The 26,198-nt window shown below is 65.5% G+C and carries 18 protein-coding genes and 1 pseudogene; 15 read left to right on the forward strand and 4 right to left on the reverse strand.

The genetic code is table 11. The annotated features are described in order from the left end of the window. Positions 1-17 precede the first annotated feature (17 nt). The 3 genes from U1H99_RS04090 to U1H99_RS04100 are packed head-to-tail and all read left to right on the forward strand — an operon-like array spanning position 18 to position 4,479. Entirely contained in the window at positions 18-2,852 is a 2,835-nt protein-coding gene (locus U1H99_RS04090) for a YjbH domain-containing protein (protein ID WP_323140477.1), read from the forward strand. After that, positions 2,834-3,010: a hypothetical protein gene (locus U1H99_RS04095; protein WP_323140478.1), complete on the forward strand. Its 177-nt coding sequence runs from the start codon at positions 2,834-2,836 to the stop codon at positions 3,008-3,010. Before U1H99_RS04090 ends, U1H99_RS04095 begins: the two co-directional genes overlap by 19 nt. 5 nt (positions 3,011-3,015) lie before the next feature. Next, positions 3,016-4,479: a phosphomannomutase gene (locus U1H99_RS04100; protein WP_323140479.1), complete on the forward strand. Its 1,464-nt coding sequence runs from the start codon at positions 3,016-3,018 to the stop codon at positions 4,477-4,479. Between the two features lie 73 nt (positions 4,480-4,552). Here the strand turns inward: U1H99_RS04100 and U1H99_RS04105 are convergent, their stop codons facing one another. Then, the gene (locus U1H99_RS04105) at positions 4,553-4,837 is read right to left on the reverse strand and encodes a hypothetical protein (RefSeq protein WP_323140480.1); all 285 of its coding nucleotides are present in this window, start codon (positions 4,835-4,837) and stop codon (positions 4,553-4,555) included. Between the two features lie 330 nt (positions 4,838-5,167). Here U1H99_RS04105 and flhB point away from each other — a divergent pair, with 330 nt between their 5' ends. The 3 genes from flhB to U1H99_RS04120 all read left to right on the forward strand — a co-directional run bounded on the left by flhB (position 5,168) and on the right by U1H99_RS04120 (position 10,085). Further along, positions 5,168-6,361 (forward strand): flagellar biosynthesis protein FlhB, encoded by a 1,194-nt coding sequence (gene flhB / locus U1H99_RS04110; protein WP_323140481.1) that lies wholly within the window; start codon positions 5,168-5,170, stop codon positions 6,359-6,361. A 133-nt stretch (positions 6,362-6,494) separates the two neighbouring features. Further along, positions 6,495-8,636: a flagellar biosynthesis protein FlhA gene (gene flhA, locus U1H99_RS04115; protein WP_323140482.1), complete on the forward strand. Its 2,142-nt coding sequence runs from the start codon at positions 6,495-6,497 to the stop codon at positions 8,634-8,636. A gap of 300 nt (positions 8,637-8,936) precedes the next feature. Continuing rightward, positions 8,937-10,085: an MraY family glycosyltransferase gene (locus tag U1H99_RS04120; RefSeq protein WP_323140483.1), complete on the forward strand. Its 1,149-nt coding sequence runs from the start codon at positions 8,937-8,939 to the stop codon at positions 10,083-10,085. A 47-nt stretch (positions 10,086-10,132) separates the two neighbouring features. Here the strand turns inward: U1H99_RS04120 and U1H99_RS04125 are convergent, their stop codons facing one another. Beyond that, positions 10,133-10,372 (reverse strand): hypothetical protein, encoded by a 240-nt coding sequence (locus U1H99_RS04125; RefSeq protein ID WP_323140484.1) that lies wholly within the window; start codon positions 10,370-10,372, stop codon positions 10,133-10,135. A 434-nt stretch (positions 10,373-10,806) separates the two neighbouring features. On the opposite strand from U1H99_RS04125, the gene flhF reads away from it, so the two are divergent. The 7 genes and pseudogenes from flhF (at position 10,807) to U1H99_RS04165 (ending at position 19,425) form a co-directional block, all read left to right on the forward strand. Beyond that, a complete protein-coding gene (gene flhF, locus U1H99_RS04130; protein WP_323140485.1) occupies positions 10,807-12,351 on the forward strand; it encodes a flagellar biosynthesis GTPase FlhF in 1,545 nt (514 codons plus the stop codon). Beyond that, entirely contained in the window at positions 12,344-13,165 is an 822-nt protein-coding gene (locus U1H99_RS04135; protein ID WP_323141209.1) for a MinD/ParA family ATP-binding protein, read from the forward strand. Before flhF ends, U1H99_RS04135 begins: the two co-directional genes overlap by 8 nt. Positions 13,166-13,194: 29 nt before the next feature. Then, the gene (locus U1H99_RS04140) at positions 13,195-13,923 is read left to right on the forward strand and encodes an RNA polymerase sigma factor FliA (RefSeq protein ID WP_141832516.1); all 729 of its coding nucleotides are present in this window, start codon (positions 13,195-13,197) and stop codon (positions 13,921-13,923) included. Next, positions 13,914-14,657 (forward strand): flagellar motor protein, encoded by a 744-nt coding sequence (locus U1H99_RS04145; protein ID WP_323140486.1) that lies wholly within the window; start codon positions 13,914-13,916, stop codon positions 14,655-14,657. The genes U1H99_RS04140 and U1H99_RS04145 overlap by 10 nt, the downstream gene beginning before the upstream one ends. 14 nt (positions 14,658-14,671) lie before the next feature. Continuing rightward, on the forward strand, positions 14,672-15,409 hold the full coding sequence (motD, locus tag U1H99_RS04150) for a flagellar motor protein MotD (RefSeq protein WP_323140487.1): 738 nt from the start codon (positions 14,672-14,674) through the stop codon (positions 15,407-15,409). Positions 15,410-15,487: 78 nt separating this feature from the next. Continuing rightward, positions 15,488-18,919, forward strand: a pseudogene (locus U1H99_RS04155) (chemotaxis protein CheB). Between the two features lie 2 nt (positions 18,920-18,921). Beyond that, on the forward strand, positions 18,922-19,425 hold the full coding sequence (locus U1H99_RS04165; RefSeq protein WP_323140488.1) for a hypothetical protein: 504 nt from the start codon (positions 18,922-18,924) through the stop codon (positions 19,423-19,425). 19 nt (positions 19,426-19,444) lie between these two features. On the opposite strand, the gene U1H99_RS04170 is transcribed toward U1H99_RS04165, so the two are convergent. Next, a complete protein-coding gene (locus tag U1H99_RS04170) occupies positions 19,445-20,533 on the reverse strand; it encodes a M35 family metallo-endopeptidase (protein ID WP_323140489.1) in 1,089 nt (362 codons plus the stop codon). Positions 20,534-20,809: 276 nt separating this feature from the next. Here U1H99_RS04170 and U1H99_RS04175 point away from each other — a divergent pair, with 276 nt between their 5' ends. Then, the gene (locus U1H99_RS04175; protein WP_323140490.1) at positions 20,810-23,062 is read left to right on the forward strand and encodes a putative bifunctional diguanylate cyclase/phosphodiesterase; all 2,253 of its coding nucleotides are present in this window, start codon (positions 20,810-20,812) and stop codon (positions 23,060-23,062) included. After that, positions 23,059-25,536 carry a putative bifunctional diguanylate cyclase/phosphodiesterase gene (locus U1H99_RS04180; protein WP_323140491.1) on the forward strand — a complete coding sequence of 826 codons (2,478 nt, stop codon included), beginning with the start codon at positions 23,059-23,061 and terminating at the stop codon, positions 25,534-25,536. The genes U1H99_RS04175 and U1H99_RS04180 overlap by 4 nt, the downstream gene beginning before the upstream one ends. A gap of 177 nt (positions 25,537-25,713) precedes the next feature. Here the strand turns inward: U1H99_RS04180 and U1H99_RS04185 are convergent, their stop codons facing one another. Then, positions 25,714-26,187 carry a flagellar protein FlgN gene (locus U1H99_RS04185; RefSeq protein WP_323140492.1) on the reverse strand — a complete coding sequence of 158 codons (474 nt, stop codon included), beginning with the start codon at positions 26,185-26,187 and terminating at the stop codon, positions 25,714-25,716. Between the last annotated feature and the right edge of the window lie 11 nt (positions 26,188-26,198).

The raw sequence follows: 26,198 nt of genomic DNA on the forward strand, positions 1-26,198 counted from the left end.
ATATTTTGGTATCAACAGTGCTTAAAAGTTCTTTCAAATATTCGTGCTATGGCTGGCTCGTACTGAGCGCCGCCAATGCACTCGCCACGACCCCCTCGACCCAGGGCCAGTCGGGCTACATCAACATGCCCAGCGCATGGGTCGAGCCGGACGGTACGTTCAGCACCGGCTACAGTTACGACCGTCCTTACGGCAGTTTCTGGGCAACGTCGACATTGCTGCCATTTCTCCAGGTAACCGGACGCTACGTTTCGATCAACGGTATCCCGGGCTTTACCAATGAAGCCGGACAGTACGGCAGTCAGTACGGGCGCTACAAGGACAAGGTCTTCGATGCCAAAGTCCGTCTCTGGGAAGAGACGGAATGGCTGCCGAACATCGCGGTCGGCAAGACCGACCTGTTCGGTACCGAATTGTTCAAGGGCAGTTATATCGTCGCTACTAAAACCTTGGGCAGCAACCGCAACATGGAAGCCAGCATCGGTTACGGCCACGGCCGGCCCGACGGCGTGTTCGCCGGCATCCGTTGGGTGCCGCTGTTCGCGCCACGCTGGGCGGTCGTGGCCGAATACGATGCCAACGATTACAAGCGCGATTTCCGTGCGGCCGAAACGGCTGCGGGACGCCGTGACAAAGGTCCTGCAATTGGTCTTGAATACCGCTGGGGTTGGCTCGGAGCTCAGGTTGCCCGCCATCGCGACCATTTCAGCGCCAACGCGTACCTCAGCATTCCTTTTGCCGAACGCGAATTCATTCCTAAATTCCTGGAGCCGGCGCCTTACCAGGCCAAGGATGCACCGCCGCGCGGTTCGGTGGCTGAATGGCGCGAAAACCCTGGCTATGCTGCCGCACTGGTCGCGGCGCTCGTGAAGCAGGATTTCAAGAACGTCCGCGTCGACATGGATGGTGCCTCGCTGAAGATCGCGTTGACCAATAGCCGGATCTCGAATACCGGCCGCGCCGTCGGGCGTGCAGCGCGCACCGCACTCGCTTTCGCGCCTGAGGGAACGCGCAGCCTCCAGATCACCTACACCAGGCTCGAGCAGCCCATCGCTACTTATGAATTCCACGACCTGCAGCGCCTGAGCGATTACTTGACCGGCCTGGCCGACCGTGAAGCGTTTCGGTCGACCGTGCTGGTGCGTTATGCCGTACCGGATGACCGGGCGCGCGAGGATCAGGAACTGTACAGCGAGATCAAGGGCGATGGTGCGATCGGTGTCCGGGTAGGACACGACGGAGAAATGGTGCAAGTCAGCTCCGAGGACCGCGAGGCGAACCGTTTCCGGGTCGTGCCGAAGACCTCGTTCTTTTTCAATGACCCGAGTGGCGCGCTGCGCTACGAACTGTGGGCCGCCATCAATTATGATCGCCGCCTCGCGCAAGGCCTTTACCTGGACAGCGATCTCTCGCTGAGTGTGCTCGAAAACGTGTCCGGCGTAACGCAAAAGTCGAACAGCTTGCTGCCGCACGTGCGTACCGATGTGGCAGAGTACAAGCGCGGCGATCGTCTCAAGCTGAACCGTTTGCTCGTCAATAAATACATCATGCCCACCGAGCGCGTTTACCTGCGTGCATCCGGCGGCTTTTACGAAGAGATGTACCGCGGTGTCGGCGGCCAGGCCCTGTACCTTCCAAAGGACAGCCGTTGGGCAGCGGATATCTCGATCGACGCTTTGCAACAGCGCGGGTACAAGGGCTGGTTCGACAAACTCGACTACAAGACGGTTACCGCAATCGGCGCGCTGCACTACAAGCTTCCGTACGACATCACTGCAACCGCGCGTGCCGGCCGTTTCCTGGCCAAGGACGAAGGCGTACGCGTCGAATTCAAGCGGCGCTTCCAGTCCGGCATGGAGCTCGGTATCTGGTACACCCGGACCAACGGCAAGGACATCACGAACCCCGGCAGCCCGACCAATCCTTACCACGACAAAGGCGTGTTCCTGTCGGTGCCATTGAATATCATGTTGCCTCAGGACTCCCAGGCGATCGCAGGCGTTGCGCTGTCGCCATGGACCCGCGACGTCGGCCAGATGGTAGCCAGTCCGGGCGACCTATACAACCTGATGGAACAGCCACGGCGTGCCCTGACCCTGTACGACGGTCTCGGCAACTTCGCTGAGCGCAGTGACGAGCAGAACCTGCCGGAAGTGAATCCCCCGGTACGTCCGCTCAATAATCCCTGGCCGGAGTTCCGCTGGCGCGTGGAGCAATCGTTCTCCAACACGCCGACGCTGCCGCAATGGGCCAAGGGTAGCGCCGTCGCCGGCGGCGCGATCCTGGGCAGCGCTTTGCTGGACAAGCCTGTCGACCGTTTCATGAAGAAGCATGCCGGCGCAGGCATCACGAAGGCCTGGAATAACGTCGGCAAGGCGACGCCTCTCGTGCTCGCCGGTGCGGCGGCGGGCGCGGTCGCCTTCGGCGATTCGCGCATGCAGAACCTGGGCATCATCTCGCTCGAATCGGTGGTGGGTGCTGCGGCATTGTCGATGGCCACGAAAAATCTGGTCAACCGTGCCCGTCCTCGCGACGAGCTCGGACAGTGGAGCCGCAGTCCCAACCGTTCGGATGCGTCGTTCCCGTCGAATCACGCCACCGTGGCATTCGCCGCAGTCACGCCGTTTGCCCAGGAATACGACGCGCCATGGTTGTATGGCGTGGCGGCGGTCGGCTCGCTTGGACGCACCGCAGGACGCCAGCACTGGGTGTCCGACGTCGTCGCCGGCAGTGCGCTAGGCTATGTCGTCGGCAGTTGGTTATGGCATACACAGCGTGACAATAGCAGGTCCGGGTTTGCAGTCGCTCCCGGGCCGAAGTCGGTCAGCATGTCGTGGAGTGGAACTTACTGACGAAGCAGTCCGCGAAAGCCACGTCGACCGACAACGTCTACGGCTCGTTCGGCAAGGAAGACCCGGCCTTCCGCGAGACCAGCCTGTATTCGGCCAGCAAGGCTGCTGAAGGCAACTCGTTTGCCAGTGCAGCACTTTCGAATAACCAATCCAGATAAGATCGATGGCAATCACTACTCTTCGGCACATCGTTGCCATGTCTGGTGTCCAGTTCGGCACCAGCGGCGCCCGTGGCCTTGTTTCCAGCATGAGCGACGAGGTCTGTTACGCCTACGTGCAAGCTTTCCTGTGTGCTGTAGCGTCAGCTGCCGGCACCGTGGTACTTGGTCACGACCTGCGGCCAAGCAGCCCGGCAATCGCCGCCGCTTGTGCGCGTGCGGTGCGCGACGCCGCCAAGCAAGTCCTGTTCGTCGGCGCCTTGCCCACCCCGGCAATCGCCTACTATGCCGCCAAGCACGGCGCACCGGCAATCGTCGTCACCGGCAGCCATATTCCGTTCGACCGCAACGGCATCAAGTTTTACCGCGCCGACGGCGAAATTTCGAAGGAGGACGAACAAGCCATGCTGGACGCCGTCGTCGATGTGCCTGCCCTTGCTACGGCGAGCGCGACACCGCCCCCGCCGGCAACGACTGAGGGGGCTGCGGAGGCTTACGTGCAGCGTTATCTGAACATGTTCGGCGATCAGGCCTTGGCAGGGATGCGCATTGCAATATATGAGCATTCCAGCGTTGCACGCGACATCCTGCGCACCATTCTCGAAGCACTTGGCGCCAGTGTGCTGGCGCTGGGTCGCACCGATGAATTCGTGCCGATCGATACCGAGGCCGTACGCGCAGAAGACATCGAGCGCGCCGCGCGCTGGGCGCAGGAGCATACCTTCGATGCCATCGTCTCGACCGACGGCGATGCGGACCGGCCGCTGATCGGAGACGAGCAGGGCAGGTGGCTGCGCGGCGACATCGTCGGCATTCTCTGCAGCCAGTACCTGGCTGCCGACTACGTCGTCACTCCGGTTAGCAGCAATACCGCTGTCGAACGTTGCGCTCGGTTCAAGGAGGTCATCCGTACCCGCATCGGTTCGCCGTTTGTCATCGCCGGGATGGAGCAGGCTGCCGCGGTACACGGAAAGGAGGCGATTGTCGCAGGCTACGAAGCCAATGGCGGCTTCCTGCTCGGAAGCGACATTGCCCGCCATGGCACCGTATTGAAGGCCTTGCCCACGCGCGATGCGGTACTGCCGATCGTGGCGGTGCTGGGTCTGGTCCGCGACCGAGGATGCCGGGTGTCGGAAGTCGCGCGCGACTTGCCGCCGCGTTTCACGGCCAGCGACCGCTTGCAGAATTTTGCGACGGAGCTGAGCCGCGACCTGATCGCGCGCCTGTCACAGGAGCCGGCCCAGGTCACTCTGCTACTGGCACCGCAGTCAGGGCAGCTTGCACACGTCGATACCACCGACGGCCTTCATGTCACTTTTACCAACGGTGATATCGTGCACCTGCGCCCATCCGGCAATGCACCCGAGCTGCGCTGCTACGCCGAAGCATCCAGCCAGGAAGTTGCCGAGGCACTATGCCAAGCCTGTCTCGCACGTATCTCTGAGACAGCGCGCGCATCACACGTATAAAAAAACGGCTGCCGAGGCAGCCGTTTTCACTTCCAACCAACATCGCTGGAACGCATATGCGTCCCGTCGATAATTAATGGTGGGTGGTGGTCGAGTGGTTGGTGGTCGAGTCGCTGTCCGAAGCAGCAACAGCAACAGCAGCCACAGCCACGCCGATGGCGACAGCAGCGCCGGTCGACAGGCCACCGATGGTGGTGCCGCCGAAGAAGCCGCCGGTCGAGCTGGTGCCAGCTGCGGTGCCGGTCGATGCGGTCGATGCGGTGCCGCTCTGGCCCGAAGCGGTGGTAGCAGCTTCTTGTGCGAACACTTGTGCCGACAGCATGCTCAGGATAGCGCCGGTGACGAGAATTTTTTTCATGTTGAGATCCTTTGTTTCAATTGAAGGGACATCTGCAGCAATAATCTATTGCTTAGCTATTATAGCAACCAAGATATTGCTTCAGCTCACTATAGGCCTGCCGAACCGGCAACTCCTGCGTTAAGTGTGATGACTTTTCCACTTGTCCGCAACACATTAGTGTACAGTAAATATTTCCAAATACTGTCACGTTTTGTCACAGACCTCCCCATTCGTCGTCGATTTGACGTCACATTTGCCTTTTGTTCGACTTACAGCCGTGCTGCCGGATCTGGAATAATTCCACTGTAATATAAACCGGCCCCTTAGCCGGACCACCGGAGTTCCAGGATGGCGGAAGCCAGCAACGCAGAAAAGACCGAACCAGCGTCACAGCGGCGCCTCGACCAGGCGCGCAAGGAAGGCGACATACCGCGTTCGCGCGAGATCGGCACGTTCACCGTGCTGATGACGGCCGGCGCCGGGCTGTGGGTGACGGGCGACAGCCTGGTCGCGAAGCTTTCCGCCGTGGTGGAGCATGGGCTGTCGCTCGACCGCGAACAGATCTACAACCCGGCCGTGCTGATCGAGCGCGTAACCGCCGATTTCATCAGCATCCTGCTGGCCTGCCTGCCGCTGGCCGGCGCCATCATCCTGGTGATGCTGGCCTCGCCGATGCTGATCGGCGGCTGGAATTTCAGCGCCAAGTCCTTCATGCCGAATTTCGGCAAGCTCAACCCCATGCGCGGACTCGGCAACATGGTGTCGACGCATTCGCTGGTCGAACTGCTGAAGGCGGTCGCCAAGGCGCTACTGGTCGGCGCCGTGGCCTGGTACATCGTGATCAGCCAAAAGGATGCCGTGATCGGTTTGGCGGCCGAGCCCTTCGGTACCGCCGCGCCGCACCTGGGCAGCCTGATCGCCAAGGCCTTTCTCACCATGGTCGGTGCGCTCGGTGCGATCGCGATCCTGGATGGTCCCTATCAGCTGTGGCATTACGCCAACAAACTGAAAATGACGCGCCAGGAAGTCATCCAGGAATCCAAGGAATCGGACGGCAATCCGCAAATCAAGGGCAAGATCCGCCAGTTGCAGCGCGAGATGGCGCGCAAGCGCATGATGTCGAACGTGCCGACCGCGGACGTCGTCGTGACCAACCCGACCCACTTCGCGGTGGCGCTGAAGTACGGGGAAGGGCAGCGCGGCGCACCGCGCGTGGTGGCCAAGGGTACCGACGAGGTCGCAGCCAAGATCCGCGAGATCGCGAAAGAGAACAAGGTGGCGCTGCTGGAAGCGCCGGCGCTGGCGCGTGCGCTCTACAAGCACACCGACATCGACGACGAGATCCCGGAAGCGCTGTACTCGGCGGTGGCCGAGGTGCTGGCCTACGTCTACCAGCTGCGCGCCTACACCAAGGGCACGACCGACCAGTATCCTGACCGTCCGCAAAAACTGCCGGTACCGCCGGAGCTCGACCCGTTCAATCCGGCCTCGCAGCGTGCCAATGAGCCACCCGGTAACAAGCCGCCGGGCAACCTGCAGTGACGCAGCGATGAAATAGGGCGGTTTTTCCCGTCTCCTCAGCCCATGGTTTCCATTGGGCATCAGTAATAATGTTGTTTGTGGGTAAGCTTGATGCTTGCAGGCACTAACAACATTACTGATCGACGGGGTAAGAATGAACGGTTTCAGACTGCCAGGCTGGTTGAGCGGCATCGCGGCGCGCGGCAATGCGCTGGCGGCGCCGATCCTGATCATCCTGCTGCTGGCAATGATGATCCTGCCGCTGCCGGCCTTTGCCCTGGACCTGTTCTTCAGCTTCAATATCGCACTGTCGGTGATCGTGCTGCTGACCGCGCTGTACACGGTCAAGCCGCTCGACTTCATGGCCTTTCCGGCCGTGCTGCTGGTCACCACCATGCTGCGCCTGGCCCTGAACGTGGCCTCTACCCGCGTGGTGCTGACCGAGGGCCATACCGGCGGCGCCGCGGCCGGTAAGGTCATCGAGGCCTTCGGCCACTTCCTGATCGGCGGTAACTACACCGTCGGCCTGGTCGTCTTCATCATTCTTACCATCATCAACTTCACGGTCGTCACCAAGGGTGCCGGCCGTATCGCCGAGGTCGGCGCGCGCTTCGCCCTGGACGCAATGCCCGGCAAGCAGATGGCGATCGACGCCGACCTGAATGCCGGCCTGATCGGCGAGGAAGAAGCCAAGAAGCGCCGTGCCGAGGTCGGCATGGAAGCGGAATTCTACGGTTCGATGGACGGTGCCTCGAAATACGTCCATGGCGACGCGGTCGCCGGTATCCTGGTCACCGTCATCAATATCATCGGTGGCCTGATCGTCGGCATGGTCCAGCACAACATGGCCTTCGGCGACGCCGTCACCAACTACACGCTGCTGGCCATCGGCGACGGCCTGGTGGCCCAGCTGCCGTCGCTGATCATCTCGATCGCGGCCGGTATGGTGGTCTCGCGCGTGGCCAGCGACAAGGACGTCGGCGAGCAGGTCGTCGGCCAGCTGTTCGGCCGTCCGATGGTGCTGTACATCACCGGCGGCATCATCGGCGGCATGGGCATGATCCCGGGCATGCCGAACCTGGTGTTCCTGCTGCTGGGCAGTGCCCTGATGGGGGGCGGCTACCTGATCGAAAAGCGTCTCAAGAATGCGCCGCCGCAGGAAGCCGGTGCGGCCCGCGCCGCCGGTGGTGCAGCGGGTGCGCCTGGCGCCGCAGGTTCAGCGGCAAGTGGCGCCGCCCCGGCCAACCCTACCGAGCAGGAAGAAGCCAGCTGGCAGGACGTGATGCCGGTCGATACCCTCGGCCTGGAAGTCGGCTACCGCCTGATCCCGCTGGTCGACAAGGGCCAGAACGGTGAACTGCTGAAGCGTATCAAGGGCATCCGCAAGAAGTTCGCCCAGGAAGTCGGCTTCCTGGCGCCGCCGGTGCACATCCGCGACAACCTGGAACTGAAACCGACTTCCTACCGCATCACCCTGAAGGGGGTGGAAGTGGGCAGCGGCGAAGCCATGAACGGCCAGTTCCTGGCGATCAATCCGGGCATGGCCAGCGGCACGCTGCCGGGCCTGGTGACGGTCGATCCGGCCTTCGGCCTGCCGGCGATCTGGATCGACGCCGGCCTGAAGGACGACGCCCAGAGCATGGGCTATACCGTGGTCGATGCCGGCACCGTGATCGCCACCCACCTGAACCACCTGATCACGACCCATGCGTCGGACCTACTGGGGCGCATGGAAGTGCAGGCGCTGCTGGACCACCTGGCCAAGGACGCGCCGAAGCTGGTCGAGGACCTGGTGCCGAAAGTCGTGTCGCTGTCGACCTTGCAAAAAGTGCTGCAGAACCTGCTGACGGAAGGCGTGCACATCCGCGACATGCGCACCATCATCGAAACCCTGTCGGAAAACGCCGGCGTGGGCGATCCAAACGACCTGACCGCGCTGGTGCGCGTGGCACTCGGCCGCGCCATCGTGCAGCAACTGTTCCCGGGCACCAACGAGCTGTCGGTGATGACCTTGGACAACCGCCTGGAACGCCTGCTGGTGCAGGCCTTGAGTGCCGGCGGCGACGGTACCGGCATCGAACCGGGCCTGGCCGACACCATCGTCCAGCAGGCTGCGAATGCGACCCAGCAGCAGGAAGCGATGGGATTGACGCCGGTGCTGCTGGTGCCGGGCCCGCTGCGCACGCTGCTGTCGCGCTTCCTGCGCCGGGCGCTGCCGCAGCTGAAGGTACTGTCGCACTCCGAGATCCCGGAGACCAAGACGATCCGGGTTACCAGCCTTGTCGGTATGGCATGATATGCCCCCATTTGGGCAAAGGGTAAGAGCGCTAGCGGCGCTCTTACCCTTTGTCAATGGTGTTCCGCTAGCGGGTGCGGCAGTTGCTGCATCGCGACAAGACGAGTACGCTAGGAGCACAAAGTAAATTTAGGGTATTGATATGTGCTAACATTTCTATTGTTCTTAAAAAAGCAGAATAAACTTCTCGCGAGGCGTCGGCTGGTCCCCAGCATCCGGACCAGAAAACCTCAATGATGCAGTTGCATCGCCGTCAAGCACACGCTGTCGACGCGGCCTTCACGCGCAAAGGAATTAGTAATGCCGGAAATTCAGTTCTTTCAGCTTGGAGCAACCGCTCTGGCCGTCAGTGTTGTAGTCAGTTTACTCATCGTTCTTTCTCAGAAATGGCATGGTGGACTGTCGCACGATCATGATCTGAATGGCGTGCAAAAAGTCCATACGACGGCCGTGCCACGTATCGGCGGACTTGCCGTCGTGGCTGGTGTGCTGCTCGGGCTGCTGATTTTCCGTCGGCTCAATCCAAGTTTCCTAAACGAAACTCGTTATATGGACGTGTTCATGCTGCTCGCCGCAAGCGCGCCGGCATTCGCCGCAGGCCTGGTCGAAGACATGACCAAGCGCGTGTCGGTGCGCGCCCGCCTGGCAGCGACTGCGCTGAGTGCCGTTATTGCCAGCGCAATGCTGGGCGCAACCGTGAGCGAACTGGATCTCTGGGGCATAGATGCCCTGCTGATGTTCACGCCATTCGCCGTGCTGGTCACTGCCATCGTGGTGGCGGGCGGTTCGAATGCCATCAATATCATCGACGGCTTCAATGGCTTGTCGTGCAGCACGATCGTGATCATGGCCGGCGGCCTGGCAGCGGTTGCGCTGCAGAATGGCGACAATTTTGTTGCTATCCTCGGCGCACTCGGCATCGGGGCGACCATTGGCTTCCTGGCACTGAATTACCCGCGCGGCAAATTGTTCCTGGGTGATGGCGGTGCCTATTTCCTTGGTTTCTGGGTGTCGGAAATGGCCGTCCTGCTGCTGGTGCGTAATCCGGCAGTGAATGCATGGCAAGTCCTGGCCATCTGTGCTTACCCGGTCATCGAGGTGCTGTTCAGCATTTACCGTCGCAAAGTCATCCAGGGCGTGAGCCCCGGCGCACCGGATGCCTTGCACCTCCACACTCTCGTGTTCCGCCGTCTGGTTTTCAAGCATGTGACGCCGGATGCCAAGCGTCCCTGGAAGCGTAATGCCGCCGTTCCCTGCGTGATCGCGCCGGGTGTCGCCATGTGCGTGGGCGTGAGCGCTGCGTTTGGCGGCTCCGCCCCTGTCAGCTTTGCGATTGTGCTGGCACAGCTGGCCATTTATGTCGCAGTCTACGGCCGTCTAGTACGTGGTCGTTGGACAAGCAATGGCAGGGTAGGCGCCGTGATGCGCGCCAGTGCCAAGATACAGTGAGTGCTACCTGGAGCGAAACAACGGCAGCACGATAAAAAAACGGACCCTCACAGGGTCCGTTTTGCTATCCACCAATGCTGGAACCACATCGAAAGCTGGAACAGCATACCGGTAACAAACAGGAAATCGCCGATGGGGCCGAGACGCGCTGCAGCGGCGAGAAGGCCGGCAATGATGAGTATCGTTCTCAGAACAGGGATGCTGCGGTCCACCACCCCGCAGAATTGAACGAGGGGCGCTTCGACACTTGGTGTACCAGGCTGACGCTTCGGTAGTCTGAGTTTCATGTTCTGGCCTTTCGATATGACCAAGTAAAATTCCCTGTCAACACAGTCTAACATGAGCTTGTTGATGCTTGTTACAATTGAACACAATTTAAGGCAATGGATCAAATTTGAGACATTTAACCTTATCAACTTTTTATATTGTTTTAAAGACAATTTAATTATATTGTGCACAAGTTTTTACGGGTCTGTCGCACGCTTCGTATTGGCATTCTGTAATCTGTTCGTTCATTTTTTCCGATCCATATTCAGTGAATGATGTCGTCGTTTGCGTTTTTCAAGCGCAATCACTGCGGAAATAACCGTGTTTCCCCGTCCTTTTCTCCAGATCGTTTCCTCCCGGCATCGTCAATAATCTGTCCATGATGAGCACAAAGTTCATCGAGCAAGATTGTGACTGACCCAAACCCACTGCCTGCCGAGCGGAGAATATCAAGATGAACGTGAAGAAATTTACTGCACCGACTTCCCGGGAAGCCTTGCGCAAAGTGCGCGAAGCCCTCGGGCCGGACGCGGTCATCTTGTCGAACCGCCCGGTCGACGGCGTGGTCGAGATCCTGGCCCTGGACAACGACGACGTCGCCTCGCTGGCGTCGCCGTCCGCGGCATCGGACATGGATGCGCCGCGTCCGCAGCTGCAGGTCGACACCCCGGCCGAACCGGCCCCGCGCGCCACTCCGGCGCGCCGCTTTGCCGATGCGCCGGCAGCGCATCCTTTCGACACTGCGCCGGCAGCGCGTTCGTTCGCCGACGCGCCGGCAGCGCGTTCCTTCGATACCGCCCCGGCAGGGCGTCCGTTCGACGACATGGCAGACCTGCGTCCGTACCAGCCGGCGCCCGCCGCCCGTGCATTCCAGCCGGAACCGGCCTTCGACGATGCCCCGGCCGTCCACACCTACGCTGAACGCCGCGCCGCCCCGGCACCGGCTGCGCCGGCCGCCCCGGCCATCGACATGGCCGCCATGAGCGCCATGATGGCCGCCGCCATCGCCCAGGCCAAGGAGTCGGCCGCCGCCGAAATGCACGGCATGATGAGCGAACTGCGCGCCATGCGCGGCATGATGGAGACACAGCTGTCGGAACTGTCCTGGGGCAGCACCCAGCAGCGCGAGCCGAACAAGGCGATGGTGCTGCGCGAGATGCTGGGCGCCGGCTTCTCGGCCAACCTGTCGCGCTACCTGATCGACAAGATGCCGGTCGGTAAGGATGCCGCCGAATCGATGCGCTGGATCAAGACCGTACTGGCCCGCAACCTGACCACCGTATCCAACGAAGACGCAATCCTGGACCGCGGCGGCGTGTTCGCCCTGGTCGGCCCGACCGGCGTCGGCAAGACCACCACCACCGCCAAGCTGGCCGCGCGCTGCGTGATGCGCCACGGCGCCGACAAGCTGGCCCTGATCACCACCGATGCCTACCGTATCGGCGGCCACGAGCAGCTGCGCATCTACGGCAAGATCCTGGGCGTGATGGTGCACTCGGTGAAGGACGAAGCCGACCTGCGGATCGCCCTGAAAGAACTGCGCAACAAGCACACCGTGCTGATCGACACCATCGGCATGTCGCAGCGCGACCAGATGGTGACCGAGCAGGTGGCGATGCTGACCGACAGCGGCGCCAACGTGCAGCGCCTGCTGTGCCTGAACGCGACCGCGACCAACGAAACCCTGAACGAAGTGGTGCGCGCCTACCAGGGCAGCGGCCTGGCCGGCTGCATCATGACCAAGATGGACGAAGCCGCCTCGATCGGCAACGTGCTGGACGCGATCATCCGCAACAAGCTGAACCTGCACTACATCTCGAACGGCCAGCGCGTGCCGGAAGACCTGCACCTGGCCGACCGCGCGCTGCTGGTCGACCGCGCCTTCCGCAGCAAGCGCGACGCCGCTTCGCAACTGCTTGACGCCGACCTGGCGCCGCTGATGTCCGGCCTGGGCAACCTGAACAACGACCGTTCGCTGCGCGAGGTGTATGTTGGCTAGTTTCGACTTTGACCAGGCCGAAGGCCTGCGCCGGATGCTGGCCGGCCCCAAGCCGCGTATCGTGACTTTCCTTTCCGCCACGCCCCAGGACGACAAGGGCGCAATGCTGGTCAACCTGGGCGCCTCGCTGGCCCAGTCCGGCAACGACGTGATGATCGTCGACGCCTGCGCGCGCGACTACGGCGTGGCCCGGCGCCTCGGCGTCGACCACGGCGCCAGCCTGCTGCAGGTGGCGCGCCAGGAGTGCGCGCTGAACCAGGTGATCCATGCGGTGCCGCAGGGCTTTTCGGTGGTATCGATGGGCAGTGCGCCGCGGACCCATGACGATGCGCGCCGCCTGGCCAACACCTTCGACGTGCTGGTCAAGCAGTCGGCCGGCAGCATCATCATCGTCGACGGCGAGTTCCCGGCGGACGGCGCATTCCCGGTGCCGGTCATGGCGTCGTCGGAGATCGTGGTGCAGGTGTCGACCAGCGCGATGTCGATCACGAATGCCTACGCACTGGTCAAGCGCCTGTCGCAGCACCTGGGACGGCGTCCCTTCGGTATCCTGGTCACCGGCGCAACCGAAGCCGAGGCGAAAGTGGTATACGATAATATGGCATCTGCGGCAACTCGTTACCTGGCGGTAACCTTGAGCTCGATGGGCTCGGTACCGGCCGACGAATACCTGCAGCGCGCGGCGCGCCTCGGCCGCGCCGTGGTCGACGCCTTCCCGCTGGCGGGCGCGTCGGTGGCGTTCCGGCGCCTGGCCGGACGCTTCGCAGGATCGGGTGCAGGCGCGGGCATGGGTGCGCAGGGCAGGGCCGCGTGAGCGGCGGGATCAATCTATCATCGAATTCAATGTACACGGTCAAAGGGAAAGCGGACAAGAATACTTTGCTGACGGAGCACATGCCGTTGGTGAAGCGCCTCGCCCACCAGATGAAGGCCAAGCTGCCGCCGTCCGTCGAGGTCGATGACCTGATCCAGGCCGGCATGATCGGCCTGCTGGACGCGATTCAGCGCTACGAGGAAAACCACGGCGCCCAGTTCGAGACCTATGCGGTGCTGCGCATCCGCGGCGCCATGCTGGACGAATTGCGCAGCAGCGACTGGATGCCGCGCTCGACGCGCCAGAACATGCGCAAGGTCGAGGCCGCGATGAACGCGCTGCAGCAGCAGCTGGGCCGCCCGCCGAGCGAGTCGGAAGTGGCGAAGTCGCTCAAGCTGTCGCTGGCCGATTACCAGGACATGCTGGGCGATTCCGGCGGGCACCAGTTACTCTACTATGAAGATTTCCACAGCGGCGACGGCGACGAGGGCAGCGACAGCTTCCTCGACCGCTATGCGGTCGACGACGCCGATCCGCTGCGCGCGCTGCTCGATACCGACTTCCGCCAGGCCGTGATCGACGCCATCGACAACCTGCCGCCGCGCGAGAAGATGCTGATGGGCCTGTACTACGAGGAAGAGCTGAACCTGAAGGAAATCGGCGCCGTGATGGGCGTGTCCGAATCGCGCGTCTCGCAGCTGCATACCCAGGCCGTGGCGCGCATGCGTGCCTACCTGAAGGAGCTGGCGTGGACCTGAGCAGCCTGCTCGGTCTGGCGCTGGCGCTGGCCGGCATCTTCGTCGGCCATTCGCTCGATGGCGGCAAGATGTCCTCGCTGGTGCAGCCGGCGGCGTTCGCGATCGTGGTGGTCGGCACCTTCGGCGCGGTGCTGCTGCAATCCAAGCGCAAGGCCTTCATGCGCGGCGTGCGCATGCTGCGCTGGGTGTTCGTGCCGCCGAAAGACCGCCGGCCCCAGCTGGCGCGCGAGATCCACCTGTGGAGCCTGTCGGCGCGGCGCGATGGCCTGCTGTCGCTGGAACAGTACATGGCCAAGGCCGACCCCTTCATCCAGAAGGGCCTGCGGCTGGTGGTCGACGGCATCCAGCCGGACAAGCTGCGCAGCCTGATGTACACCGAGATCAACAACTACGAATTCCGCGAACGGCAAGCCGCGCGCATCTGGGAATCGGCGGCCGGCTACGCGCCCACGGTCGGCATCCTGGGCGCCGTGCTCGGCCTCATCCACGTGATGGAAAACCTGAGCGACCCGTCGCGCCTGGGCGCCGGCATCGCGGTCGCCTTCGTGTCCACCGTGTACGGCGTCGGGCTAGCCAATTTGTTCTTCTACCCGGTCGGCAACAAGATCAAGGGCATCGTCACCGAGCGCGTGGCCGAGTACGAGATCCTGACCGACGTCTTTCATGACATGGCCACCGGCGACTACACGCGCGTGATCGAAGAGCGCGTGGCCTGCCTGCTGGCCGAGCACTGAGCGCCGCACCCACCATGCCGCGCCGCAAACGCTACCAGGAAGACGACGAGAACCACGAGCGCTGGCTGATTTCCTATGCCGACTTCATCACGCTGCTGTTCGCCTTCTTCGTCGTGATGTATGCGGTCTCGGTGGTCAACGTCGGCAAGTACACGGTGCTGTCGGAAGCGCTGGGCGACGCCTTCGGCGGCCGCGGCGCGGCGACCCGCCCCAACACCCAGGTCGAGCTGGAGGCGCTGCCGCTGTCGAACATCATCGCCCACAAGCGTCTTGAGGCGGCCAAGCGCGACCGCGAGCGCCTCGACCTGCTGGCGCGCAAGCTCGACAGCGTGCTGGCGCCGCTGGTCCGCAGCGGCAAGGTGCGCGTGACCCGCAACGCGCGCGGCATCACCATCGACATCAACGCCAGCATCCTGTTCATGGAAGGCGACGCCGGCCTCACCGGCCGTGCGCGCGAGACCCTGCAGGCGGTGGCGCAATTGCTCAAGGACGATCCGCACGCGATCGAGGTCGAGGGCCACACCGACGACGCGCCGATCGCAAATGCCGCCTTTCCATCCAACTGGGAACTGTCGGCAGTGCGTGCCAGCACCGTGGTGCGCCTGTTCGTCGACAACGGCGTGGCCGAGCGCCGCCTGGCGGCGGTGGGGCGCGGCGCCAACCGGCCGCTGGCCCCGAACGACGACCCGCTGGGACGGGCGCGCAACCGGCGGGTGGCGGTAACCATTTTGGCGGGCAGCACCGTCGAATAATCTGTTCCCGCAGAGCGGTGCGCCTGCGGTCCTGTGCTTGCGTTAATCTGCAGTGACCTGCGCACGCATCGCACCCCCATGGACCCAGAAAAACAAAGCCAGGCCGGGCCGTCCTCCATTCTCGAGGCCGGCTTGCCGTTCCCCGTGGTCGGCATCGGCGCCTCGGCCGGCGGTTATGCCGCCCTGATGACGCTGCTGCAGAACATGCCGCCCAATCCCGGCATCGCGCTGGTGGTGATCCTGCACCTGGCGGCGGACGAGCCGAGCGCGGCCGACAAGGTGCTGCAGCGCGCCACCCGGATGCCGGTAGTGCAGGTGACCCATACCATGCCGATCCTGCCCGACCACGTCTACGTGATTCCGCCCGACCGCAGCCTCGCCATGCACGATGGCCACCTGGTGCTCGACCAGCTCGAGCGCAGCCGCGGGCGGCCGGTGGCGATCGACCTGTTCCTGCGCACGCTGGCGACCGCGTACAAGGAGCGCGCCGTCGGCGTGGTGTTGTCCGGCATGGGTTCGGACGGCACCGCCGGCCTGGCCTGCATCAAGGAAATGGGCGGCGCCACGATCGTCCAGTTGCCGAGCGATGCCGAATATGGCGGCATGCCGCGCTCGGCCATCGAGGCCGGCATGGCCGACTTCGTGCTGGCGGCCAGCGCGATCCCGGCCAAGCTGGCCGAGCTGCGCGACCTCGCCAACGCCATCCGCAGCCGCGCCCTCCACGGCCAGGCGCTGGACGGCATCCCGCTCGACCTGGGGCCGTGGCCCGAACACACGCTGGGCGAGGTGCTGGAGGTGCTGCGCGAGCGCACCGGCCACGATTTCACCCACTACCGGCGGCCCACGCTGCTGCGCCGGCTGGAGCGGCGTCTGCAGGTGCGCGGCGTGCCCGACCTGGCCGCCTACCGCGAGGTGCTGCGGCGCGATTCCAGCGAGCCGCGCGCGCTGCTGAAGGACCTGCTGATCGGCGTCACCAGCTTCTACCGCGACCCCGAGGCTTTCGAAGCGCTCGAGCGGCTGGCGCTGCCGGCCCTGTTCGAGCCCGGCCGGCCGGCGCCGCGCGCCTGGGTGGCGGCCTGCTCGAGCGGCGAGGAAGCCTGGACGGTGGCGATGCTGCTGGCCGACCAGGCCGCGCGCAGCGGGCAAGGGCAAGGCTGGCAGGTGTTCGGGTCCGACCTCGACTAGCACGCGATCGACGTCGCGCGCGCCGCCACGTATCCGGCCTCGATCGCCGAATCGGTGCCGGTGGCGCAGCTGCAGCGCCACTTCACGCTGGAAGCGGGGGAGTACAAGGTGCGCAAGGCGCTGCGCGATCAGGTGCTGTTCACGCGCCACAACCTGCTGCACGAGCCGGCATTTTCGCGGCTCGACCTGATCAGCTGCCGCAACTTGCTGATCTACCTGAATCTGGAAATGCACCGCCAGCTGCTGAAACAGTTCCACTTCGCGCTGAACCCGGGCGGCATCCTGATGCTGGGCAGCGCCGAGTCGGCCGAGGCGGCTGCCGACCTGTTCGAACCGGTCGACGCGGGGCAGAAGATCTATCGCGCGCGTCCGGCGGCGGTGGCGCGTACGCCAGCCCTGCCCTTCGTGCGGGCGGCACAGGCGGTGCCGGCACCGGACGGGCCGGCCGCCGTGGAGGTGGACGGGGACGTGCCGGCGCGGATGCGGCGGCGCGGGCGCCTGTTCTCGTTTGCCGAGATCCACCTGCACAAGGCGGCCGAACTGGCGCCGCCCAGCATCCTGCTGAACGCCGACGCCGACATCGTCCACGTCTCGGAACGGGCCGCGCGCTTCCTGCGTCCCGGCGGCGGCGAGCCGACCCGCGAACTGGCGGCGCTGGTGCTGCCGCCGCTGCAGCCGGCACTGCGCGCCGCGCTGTTCCAGGCGCGCCGCAGCGGACGCCAGGCCGCCAGCGGCCCGGTGAGCTACGAGGGCGGAGACGGCATCCATGCGGTCGACATGCAGGTGCTGCCGTTCCGCGATCCGCATGCCGAGGGCGAATTGCTGCTGGTCGAATTCCACGAACCGCCGCCGGACACGAAGGACAGCGCGGATGTGGCCGCGGCGCATGCGCCGCTCGAGGACGGTGCCCTGCTGCGCCAGCTCGACGAGGAGCTGCGCCACGCGCGCCGGCAGCTGCAGGACACGGTCGAGCAGACCGAGGTGTCGAGCGGCGAAATGCGCATCCAGGCCGAGGAAATGCAGACCATGATCGAGGAACTGCGCGCCGGCGCCGGGGAGCTCGAGCGCGGCCGCGCGGAACTGCTGTCGGCCAACCAGGAACTGACGGCCGACAACCGTGAATTGCGCCGCCGCGCCCAGGAAAGCAGCAAGGCGCACGACGACCTGGCCAACCTGGTCGCCTCCAGCGGCGTGGCCACCATCTTCCTGGACCGCGACATGTGCATCCTGCGCTACACGCCGCGCATCGCCGATTTCTTCAACGTGCGGCCGTCCGACATCGGCCGGCCGCTGCTGCACATCATCAACCGGCTCGACTACCCGCGCCTGGCCGAGGATGCGGCGGCAGTGTTCGGCACCCTGCAGGCGCTGGAGCGCGAGGTGCGCAGCAAGGACGGGCACGACTATATCGTGCGCGTGCACCCGTACCGCACGACCACCGACCGCATCGAGGGCGCGGTGATGAGCTTCTTCGACATCACCAGCCGCCGCGCCGCCGAGGATGCCTTGCGCGCCAGCGAAGCGCGGCTGTCCTCCGTGTTCGACAGCCTGCCGCTCGGGGCCTGCGTGATGGAGGCGGATGGCGTGATGCGGATGTCGAACCGGGCCATGCACCGCTATCTGCCGACCGGCATCATGCCCTCGCGCAACCGCGAGCGCGGCGGCCGCTGGCGTGCGTGGCATGCCGACGGGCAGCCGCTCGCGTTCGCGGACTTTCCCGGCGCCCGCGCGCTGCGCGGCGAACGCGTGGTGCCCGGTATCGAGATGCTGTACCGGCAGGACGATGGCCGCGAGATCTGGACCCAGGTCGCGTCGGCGCCGGTCAGCGACGATACCGGGTGCTACACCGGCGAGGCGACCGTCGTCATCACCGACATCGATCTCCTGAAACGCACCGAAGCGACCTTGCGCGAGAACGAAGACCGCCTGCGCAGGCTGATCGGCAGCCTGGCGCTGGCGCTGTGGGAAGCGGATGCGGACGGCATGATCGTGGAAGACTCGCCGAGCTGGCGCGCCTACACCGGACAAACGCCCGCGGCATGGCTGGGCGAAGGCTGGCTGGACGCGGTCCACCCCGAAGACCGCGAGCGGGTCGGCAAGCAGTGGCGCGACGCCGTGGCGCGGCGCGGCGTGGTGGATGCCGTATTCCGCCTGTCCCGGCCGGAAGGCGGCTGGCGCTGGACCCGGGTTCGTGCCGAACCGCTGTTCAACGTCGACGGCAGCGTGCGCAAGTGGGGCGGCATGAACATCGAGGCCGGGACCGGCGTGGCTGGCGGCACATCGGCGCCGGCCGTGGCAAAATCGCTTCAACCCGACAGGAGCTGACGATGCGACGACGCACCATGATGATTGCTGCCATGCTGGCGGCCGTGATGGCGGCAAGCGGGGCCTATGGAGAAGAAACGATGAACGTGCATACCAGCCTGAGCGTCGACGCCAGGCACGAGAAGGTGCTGGTCACCTTCAAGATCGAGAACCGCGCCGAGCGCCGCGTCTGGCTACCGCGCGCGATCGCGTCGGCCGACGGCCTGACCGGCCAGCTGTTCGAAGTGCATGCGCTGCCCGGCGGCGAAGAAGTGCCCTACATCGGGCCGTGGATCAAGCGCGGCCCGCAGACGGCGGCCGACTTCTTCGAGCTGGCGCCGCATTCGGCGCACACGCACACCATCGACATCACGCCGTTCTACGACTTCAAGCCGGGGCAGCACAGCTACGAGATCCGTTATGCGGGCGAGGCGCTGGGCGACGTCAAGCAGCTGGAGGCGACCAGCGCACTGCAGACCGAGGCGGTGCGCTTCAGCCACGCCGCCCCGGCCAAGGTAGAACAATAGCAATAGCCGGGGCAACCCCCTAGCGCATGTCCTGGTGCGGGGTGTTCTCGCCGAAGTACTCATGCGAATCGGCGTTGTCGATCGCCCGCTCCGGATTGCCCGCCGCCAGCGCCGCCGCCGCCTCGTGCCCGTAGGCCCAGTCATTGGTGCCGGCCACCACCGTGAAGTGGCTCATCTCGTGCACCAGTGTGCCGCCCTTGGAATCGGTGCCGGTCATGGGCGCGCTCCAGAACGCGTTGCACACGTAAATCTTGTACGGCTGGTTCGGGAAGACGTAGGCGTAGTAATCCTCGCGGCAGCCGCAGTCGACCGTCACCGGCTTGCCCGCGAACGCCTCGTCGATCGCCGTGAAGTGGCGCGCGACGTTGGCCGTGCGCGCCGCGTCGACGGCGCCGAACCAGCCGCTGTAGCGCGGCCCCTGCGTGCCCTGCAGGTAGGCGCCGGCTTCCTGCGCCATCGCCTGGGCCGCCTTGAACGCCTCGGTGACCGACTGCTGCTGCGGGTTCGAGCACTGGTTGAAGCCGAGGCCGGCGCCACCCTGCGGCAACGGTTTCGGCGCCGCCACGCCGCGCGGCAGGCGCCCGGCGATGTACACCGAAGCCGCCGGATCGGCCGGTTGCGCCAGCGCAGGCGCCGGCGCATGGCTCGACGACGGTTTGCCGAACAGCTGCAGCACGCCGTCGCGGTAGCGGATGCTGTAGGCGCCGGTGACGTCCATCCGGTACAGCGCCGACAGCTCGACCCGGACGCTGCGCGACGCTCCCGGCGCCAGTGCGATGTAGTCGTCCGCCGAGGGCGCGGCGCGCTTGACCATGCGGCCCAGGTAGGGCACCGGCTGGCCGTCGCGCATGACCTCGAACAGCGGCGCCTCGACCGCGCCGAAGGGCGTCTGCCACTTCAGCAGGTAGACGGTGGCGCTGGACGTGTTGGTGATGCTCACGGCCACCGTGACCTCGTCGCTCTTGCCCAGGCTGGTGCGCTCCGGCGTGACGGTCACCCGCACGCCGCTTGCCGCCGGTGCTGCCGGTGCCGCCTGCGCCATCGATGCCAGCGCAGCCACGACGGCCAATGTGGCCGATGCGGCCGCAGCCCTTCGTTTGCCGACCATGTCGACCTCCTGTCGAATGATGAATGAATTCCCGTTGTAGAAGGATTCGCGCACCGCTGCATTGCCTAGGAGCAATAATTCTCGCACCACCCCGGCTCGGCAATGTTACTGGTGCTGCATGGCCACAACAGTCCTGACTATTGGTTGCAAAGATTGCTCGATGCAAATGCAATAAATGGATAGAATGCAAAGATGCAGAACGCTAACAAATCTTTCGCATAAGAATCCACCAGTTTCCATGAGCATCGCGCCTGGCACAGCACGCAGGCGCCATCGTTGCCGGGCTTCGACTTCCGGATTCGCCCATCCGAGCGCACAACGCTCGACGACATGACCCTGCCGCCGTGCTGGCGCGGCGCCAACCTGGTTACGATTTTGAACAACGATGCAGAAGGCGGCCACGAGCCGGCCAGCGGTATCAGTACAACAGTGGCCCACACGATGGCCGACACGGTGCTGCAATACCAGAATTACCTTGAACAAGTGATTGGTGGCATGCCGGCCGGCCTGATCGTGGTCGACGCCGCACGCCGCGTGCTCTCGATCAACCGCAGCATGAGCGAGATGCTGGGCGTGGCGGATGCGCTCATCGCCGCCCGTCCGGCCCTGGAAACGTTGGTGCCGAGCACCGAGCTGGTACTGCGCATGGCGACCGCCCTGGCCAGCGGCGAGCCGCAGGACGGCGTGCCGGTCGCGCTCGACGGCGCGGCGGGTGACGGCGGCCAGCCGCGCTGGCTCGAATTCAATATCCGGCGCACGCGCCAGGCCGGCGGCGACCTGTTGCTGCTGATCGGCCAAGACGTGACCTTTCGCCGCCAGGCGCGCATGCGCCTGCAGGAAAGCGAAGCGTTTTTCCGGCTGACCTTCAGCCAGGCTGCGATCGGCATCGCGCTACTGTCGCGCGAGGGGCGCTTCCTGCGCGTGAACCGCAAGCTGTCCGACATCATCGGCTACAGCGAGATCGAACTATTCCAGCGCTTCTTCCACCAGGTCACGCATACCGACGACCTGCCCGAGGACAGCGCCATCATGGCTACCCTGGCAGTCGGCGAGATCGGCGACTTCCAGCGCGAGACGCGCTATGTGCGCAAGGACGGGCGCGTCGTGTGGGTGGCGCTGAGCGCGTCGACGATGCGCGACGCGGCGTCCGGCCAGCTGCGCCTGATCCTGGCGGTCGAGGACATCTCGCGCCGCAAGGAAGCCGAGGCGGCGCTGCTGCGCATGGCCAACCACGACGCGCTGACCGGGCTGCCCAACCGTGCGCTGCTGCAGGACCGCCTGACCCAGGCCGTGTGCAAGGCCCAGCGTTCCGGGCGCGAGGTGGGCGTGATGTTCATCGACCTCGACCGCTTCAAGCACATCAACGACAGCCTCGGGCACGAGGCCGGCGACCAGCTGATTATCGAGATCGCGCGCCGCCTGGCCGGCAGCCTGCGCGAGAGCGACACCGTGGCGCGCCAGGGCGGCGACGAGTTCGTGGTGGTGCTGGACGACCTGGCGGCGCCGGAAGACGCGGCGCTGGTGGCGCAAAAGGTGCTCGACCGCCTGTTCCAGCCGCTGGTGCTGTGTGGCCAGGAAGTGTTCCCGACCGGGAGCATCGGCATCGCCATGTACCCGCGCGACGGCGCGGACAGCGCCGCGCTGCTGAAGGCGGCCGACAGCGCGATGTACCGCGCCAAGGCGATCGGCGGCAACCACTATCACTTCTATGCCGCCGACATGGGCATCCAGACCCAGGCCCACCTGCGTCTCGAGACCGGGCTGCAGCGCGCCCTGCTGCACGACGAGTTCGTGCTGCATTACCAGCCGCAGGTGGATACCGCCAGCGGCCGCATCATCGGCCTGGAAGCGCTGCTGCGCTGGCAGCCGCAGGGCGCGGCGCTGGTGGCGCCGTCCGACTTCATCGCGCTGGCCGAGGAGACCGGCCTGATCGTGCCGATCGGCGAATGGGTATTGATGACGGCGCTGCGCCAGCAGGCAAAGTTGGCGCGCCGGGGCCTTGCGCCGCTGCGCATGAGCGTCAACATGTCGGCGCGCCAGTTCCGCCAGCCGGACCTGGCCGGTCGCGTCGCGCGCCTGCTGGCGGAGGCCGGCTGCGAACCGTCCTGCCTGACGCTGGAGATCACCGAGAGCGTACTGATGGACAATCCGGCCGCCGCCGAGACCATGGCGCGCCTGGCGGCCATGGGCGTGCAGCTGGCGATCGACGATTTCGGTACCGGCTATTCGAGCCTGTCCTCGCTGCGCCGCTTCCCGATCCACAGCCTCAAGATCGACCGCTCCTTCGTCGCCGGCATCGGCGGCGGCGACGCCCATCTCGACAATGCCGCCATCGTCACCGCCGTGATCGCACTGGCGCGCTCGATGAAGCTGGACGTGATCGCCGAGGGCGTCGAAACCGCCGGCCAAGAAACCTTCCTCGGCGCCCACGGCTGTCACCGGATGCAAGGCTACCGCTTCAGCCGGCCGCTGGCCGCGCCCGACCTCGAGCCGCTGCTGCACGCCCAGCTCGAGGACGCGGCGGCATGAGGCCAGACCTGCGCCTGCCGCTGGGACCGCCGGCACTGCTGGTCTGCCTGCTGGCCGCCTTCATGGCCTGGCTGGTGCTCGGCGGCGGCGCGCTGCTGCCGTGGGCGCCGCGCTGGTACGTGCCGGTGCATACCGTGCTCGAAGTGTTCTCGGTGGTGGTCACGGTGCTGGCCTTTTCCACCGGCTGGCACGGCACCGGCCGCCAGATCCCGGTACGGGTGGCGTTGCTGGCGCCGGTGGCGCTGGCGATCGGCCTGTTCGACGTCGGCCACCTGCTGCTGGCGCGCGGCCTGCCGGGCATGCCCGACGCCGCGACGGAGGCCGGCGCCTCCGTGTTTTCGCTGCTGTCGCGCACCCTGGGCACGCTGGCGCTGTTCGCGGCCGCGCTGGTGCCGCGCGAGCGCGTGGTCGAGCGGCAGGCGCGTACGCTGGCGCTGCTGGCCGGGCTGGTTGCGACGGCCGCCGGGTACTGGCTGGCGCTCGATGCGCAGCCGCTGCTGCGCGCGGTGCGGGTGCCGGGGCAGGGGCCGACGCCATTCAAGATCGGCTGGGAAGCCGTCCTCATCGCCATCAACTTGGTGGCCGCATTGCTGCTCGCGGCGCGCGCGCGCGACAGCCGGCTGCGCACCGACCGCTACCTGGCGGTGGCCGCCGCGGCAATGGCCCTGGGCGGCTGCGGCTTCGCCTTGTGCGGGCAGCACAACGACGTGCTGTTCGTGAGCGGCCACGTCTACAAACTGGCCGCCTACCTGTTCCTGTACGGCGCGGTCCACGTGGCGGCGGTGCAGGCGCCCTACCTGCGCCTGATGCGCTCGGAGCGCTCGCTGCTGGAGAGCGAGAACAAGTTCCGCAGCCTGATGGAATGCGCGCCGGACGCGATCCTGCTGGCCACCGCGGACGGGCGCATCGCGATGATGAACGCGCGCGCCGAAGAGCTGTTCGGGGTCACGCGCGCGGCTGCCGCCGGCATGCCGCTCGAGGTGCTGGTGCCGATGGGTCTCGCGGCGGACGGCGAGACCGAATGCCGGCGCCTGCATGGCGCGCCGTTTCCGGCCGAGGTGCGCCGCGCCGCCACCCCGGCCGGCCAGCACATCGCCATCGTGCGCGACGTGTCCGAGCGCCGCGGCCTGGAACGCGCGCTGCTGCAGCAGCTGACCTACGACGCCCTGACCGGGCTGCCGAACCGGCGCCGCATCCTGGAGACCCTGGACGAGGCCACGCTGGCGGCGCGTCAGGACGGGCGCACGCTGGCGGTGCTGGTGTTCGACCTGAACGCCTTCCGCAAGATCAACAGCGGTTACGGCTGGTCCGGCGGCGACGAAGTGCTGCGCGAATGCGTGGCGCGCCTGTCGCGCCAGCTGCGCATTGGCGATACCCTGGCGCGCCAGGGCGGCAACGAATTCATCGTGGTGCAGAAGCAGTCGGGGCGCGCGGAGGCGCTGGCGCTGGGCGAGAGCCTGCTCGGCTGCATGCGCGACCCCTTCGTGCTGGGCGGCCAGCACGTGTTCCTGTCGGCCAGCGCCGGCATCGCGCTGCTGCCGGCGGAGGCAAGCCGGTTGTCGTCGACCGAGCTGTTGCAGTCGGCCCAGCTGGCGATGAGCGGCGCCCGCGCCGACGGTCCGGGACGCCTGCGTTTCCACACCGACGAGATGGCGCGCGTGATCCGCGAACGCGTGGAGCTGGAGACGCTGCTGCGCCATGCGATGGTGCGCGGCCAGCTGACCCTGCAATACCAGCCGCGCATCAGCCTGACGGATCCGGCGGCGGCCACGCGCATGGTCGGGATCGAGGCGCTGGTGCGCTGGCGCCATCCGACGCTGGGCCTGGTGTCGCCGGCGTACTTCATTCCGCTGGCCGAGGAGACCGGCCTGATCGTGGAACTCGACATGTGGGTGCTGCGCGAAGCCTGCACCCGTGTTGCGCGCTGGCGCGCCGATGGCCTGGATCCGGGGCGGGTCTCGGTGAACCTGTCGGCGCGCCAGTTCCAGCAGGCCGGCCTGGCGCAGCGGGTGCGCAGCGTGCTGGAAGACAGCGGCCTGCATCCGGCCTGCCTGGAACTCGAAATCACGGAAAGCACGGTGATGCGCGACACCGAGGAGGCGGCCGAGGTGCTGCGTTCGCTGAAGGCGCTCGGGGTGGCGCTGTCGATCGACGACTTCGGCACCGGGTACTCGTCGCTGAGCTACCTGAAGCGCTTCCCGATCGACGTGCTGAAGATCGACCGTTCGTTCGTCAAGGACGTGGCCGAGGACGCGAACGGGGCGGCGATCACGCGCGCGATCATCGCGCTGGCGCATGGCCTGAACCTGGAAGCGGTGGCGGAAGGGGTGGAGACGGCGGCGCAAGCGGAATTCCTGCGCAACAACGGCTGCGACGAGATCCAGGGGTATTATTTCAGCCCGCCGGTGTGGCCGGAGCAACTGGAAGCGATGATGGCGGAAGATTATTTCAGTTCGCCGGCACTGCTGAAATAATATGTCAACGAATCCGGCGTGCCTTGAACCCGTGGACGGGGAACCCGTCCACCCTACGGCCCGAATACGCTACCGGTAGCATGCGTGGACGGGGTCCACCCTACGATAGGAATGCACCGCAGGTAGGGTGGACGGCTCTGCCGTCCACGCGTCCAACCGGAACATGCATTATCGGCTTCAGCCGACCACGAAGCGCCGCGACGGCCCGGTCGCCAGCGTCTGCCCGCTGGCCCCGTACACGCCGCCGGTACCGGCACCGCTGCTCCCGCGCAGGGCATTCAGCACGCCGGTCGTATTCGCCAGCTGCTTGTTGAGCAGCATGCCGTTCACCCGGTTCAGCTCCTTGGCCTGGCGCGTCAGGTCCAGCAGGCGATCCCAGTCGGCACGCGCGCTGCCGTTGCCGCCGACGGCCAGCCAAGGCTCCATGCCGGCTTCGCCGGCTGCGAAACCGGCGGCGGCCAGCGCCTTATGGCGCAGCAGCGAGCAGGCGCCCAGCTGCTGGGCCAGCTTCAGTTTTTCGGGGGTGAGGGTGGCGAGGCCATCGGCATCCGCACTGACCAGCAGCTGCTGTTCCTGTTTCATGACTTCCACGATGGAAGCGATCAGTTGCTGTTCGTCGCGCAGGGTAGCGCTTGGTGATGCGATGGCCATAAGTAAATTTA

This window comes from Massilia phyllosphaerae (assembly GCF_034659755.1).
In the GTDB taxonomy this organism is placed as follows: domain Bacteria; phylum Pseudomonadota; class Gammaproteobacteria; order Burkholderiales; family Burkholderiaceae_D; genus Telluria; species Telluria phyllosphaerae.